This is a genomic window from Streptomyces sp. NRRL S-244 (assembly GCF_000717915.1).
GTDB lineage: Bacteria > Actinomycetota > Actinomycetes > Streptomycetales > Streptomycetaceae > Streptomyces.
On record NZ_JOCX01000059.1, the window covers coordinates 1 to 2,702 of the forward strand.

At 69.4% G+C, this 2,702-nt stretch carries 2 protein-coding genes; both read left to right on the plus strand.

Annotated elements, in window-relative coordinates; all coding sequences use genetic code 11:
• Window positions 1-224 precede the first annotated feature (224 nt).
• On the plus strand, window positions 225-1,286 hold the full coding sequence (locus tag IF02_RS33340) for a transglycosylase family protein (protein WP_051696694.1): 1,062 nt from the start codon (window positions 225-227) through the stop codon (window positions 1,284-1,286).
• Between the two features lie 59 nt (window positions 1,287-1,345).
• A partial coding sequence (locus IF02_RS0131925; protein ID WP_051696695.1) for a DUF1906 domain-containing protein occupies window positions 1,346-2,702 on the plus strand: 1,357 nt, incomplete at its 3' end.

Genomic DNA, 2,702 nt, shown 5'->3' on the forward strand with positions numbered 1-2,702 from the left:
CGGCACCGACAAGATCGGTGTCTACCGGCCCGAGGCTTCCGACTTCTTCGGCGCGGCCAAGGACTCCGACACGGTCATCTACCAGGCCCGCTTCGGCGTGCCCGGCGACAAGCCCATCACCGGCCAGTGGTAGTCGCCGACCCGGCCGCCGGGGACCTTCCCGGCGGCCGGGCGGCACGCGCCGCCCGTACCGAACTCCCCCACCACAAGCAGGAGAAAGCTACATGAAGGCGGCCTCTCGCCACCTCGCCCGGCTGGCAGCCGCCGCACTCGGTTGCGCCGCGACGCTCACACTCGCTCCGGTCCAGGCCGAGGCCGCGTCCGTGGCGGCCTGGGACCGGCTGGCCCAGTGTGAGAGCACGGGCAACTGGAGTTACTACAAGGCCGGTTGGCCGTACTACGGCGGCATACAGATCACCGAGTCGACCTGGCGCGCCTTCGGCGGCCTGCAGTACGCACAGCTGCCGCACCAGGCGACGAAGAAGCAGCAGATCCTGATCGGCGAAAAGATCCTGGCCGGGCAGGGCGTGGGCGCGTGGGGCTCGTGCGGACGGGACTCCGGCATCGCCTCGGACCACGCCGATCCGTACCCCCAGCCGGCCCATGCCCCTTCGCGTGCGGGTGTGTACCGCCCTGGTGAGTCGGTCTTCTACGTGTCCGGCGTGGACGGGGGTCTTGCCGGGTACGCGGGGTTCGGCGTGGAGGGTGATGTGCCGTTGACGGGTGACTGGAACGGTGATGGCAAGGACACGTTCGGCGTCTACCGCCCCTCGGACCAGACCTTCTCCTTCACGAACGACAACGCCACGGTCTTCTCGAGCGCACGGTTCGGCAATCCCGGAGACGTCCCGCTCATCGGCGACTGGGACGGCAACGGCACGGACACCATCGGTGTCTACCGCCCTTCGGACCAGACCTTCTCCCTCACCAACGACAACCGGAACGTGGCCTACACGCTGAGGATGGGCGTCGAAGGCGACACCCCGGTGACGGGTGACTGGAACGGTGACGGCAAGGACACCATCGGTGTCTACCGGCCGTCGGACCAGACGTTCTACCTGAGCGATTCCAGCACCGGCGCGAACGTGGACCACCGGACGACGTTCGGCAATCCGGGGGACGTTCCGATCAAGGGTGACTGGAACGGTGACGGCACCGACAAGGTCGGTGTCTACCGGCCCGAGGCTTCCGACTTCTTCGGCGCGGCCAAGGACTCCGACACGGTCATCTACCAGACCCGCTTCGGCGTGCCCGGCGACAAGCCCATCACCGGCAAGGCCTGGTGACAACCCATCAGCTCTCGCCTCACACCCATCGTTTCTTGCACCACACGGGAGATTTCCGCATGCCCTCCGCTCTTCCCGCCCTCCAACCCCTCGGACGCGGACTCGCCGTACTGACGGCGGCCACCGCGCTCCTCGGTGGGGCGCTGGGGACGGCCCAGGCCGCCTCGCGTTCCGACGCCGGGTCCACCGTCGTCGACTACCTGGGCCGGCACTTCTCCGTGCCCCGCGGCTGGGACGTCGTCGACCTGGCCAAGGACCCCACCACCTGCGTTCGGTTCGACCGGCACGCCGTCTACCTCGGCGCTCCGGGTGCGCAGCAGAACTGCCCGCCCCGGCTGATCGGCAGGACCGAGGCCCTCGTCCTGGAGCCCGCCCCGTCCGGTGACGACGGTCGGCAGGCGGTGACGGCGAACGAGACTGGCCACGAGATGGTCAGCACCGCGCACGGCATCCGCGCCACCGCCACGTACGACGAGGACCAGGCGCTCGTCCGTACGATCCTCAGGTCCGGCGGATTGGCCGACGCCGAGCCCCGGCAGAAGTCCGCCGCCCAGGCGCCGGCGGCCTCCGCGGCGCGGGCCGCGACGGCGGGAGCCGCGGAGGTGGGAGCCGCGACGGCGAGGACCGCGACTGCGGGGGCCGAGCTGACCAACCACACCGGCAAGGGCTTCGACACGTGCGCCGCCCCGGATTCCGAGACCATGAGCGCGTGGAAGGAGCACTCACCGTACAGCGCGGTCGGGATCTACATCGGCGGCCGCAACCGGGCCTGTGACCAGAGCTTCCTGAACGCGGAGTGGGTCCGCAGGCAGGCCTCCGCCGGCTGGAAGTTCATACCGATCTACGTGGGTACGCAGGCGAAGCAGATCACCTCGCCCGCCGCAGAGGGCAGGAGCGCCGCGGACGACGCGGTGAACAACGCCGCCGCTCTGGGCCTCGGCCCCGGCTCGCTGCTCTACTTCGACATGGAGGCGTACCCCAGCGCCTACTCGGGCAACGTGTTGGCGTTCCTGTCCGCCTGGACCGAGCAGATCCACGCCCGCGGATACAACTCGGCCGTGTACAGCAGCTCCAGCTCCGGCATCGCCGACCTGGCCGCCCACACGAGCGGATACACCATGCCCGACGTGGTGTACACCGCCAACTGGAACGGGGTCGCCGACACCAGCGACCCCAAGCTGCCCGGCTGGGCTTGGGCCAACCACCAGCGCGTCCACCAGTACAGCGGGAACGTCTACGAGTCGTGGGGTGGCAAGCGGATCCAGATCGACGGGGACTACCTGGACGTGCAGCTCGGTTCGCCGACCGCTCACACGGCTTCGCGTGCGGGTGTGTACCGCCCTGGTGAGTCCGTTTTCTACGTGTCCGGCGTGGACGGGGGTCTTGCCGGGCATGCGGGGTTTGGTGCGGAGGGTG

Coding starts and splice junctions, on each gene's coding strand:
- IF02_RS33340 (WP_051696694.1), top strand. CDS start 225: ATGAAGGCGGCCTCTCGCCACCTCGCCCGGCTGGCAGCCGCCGCACTC.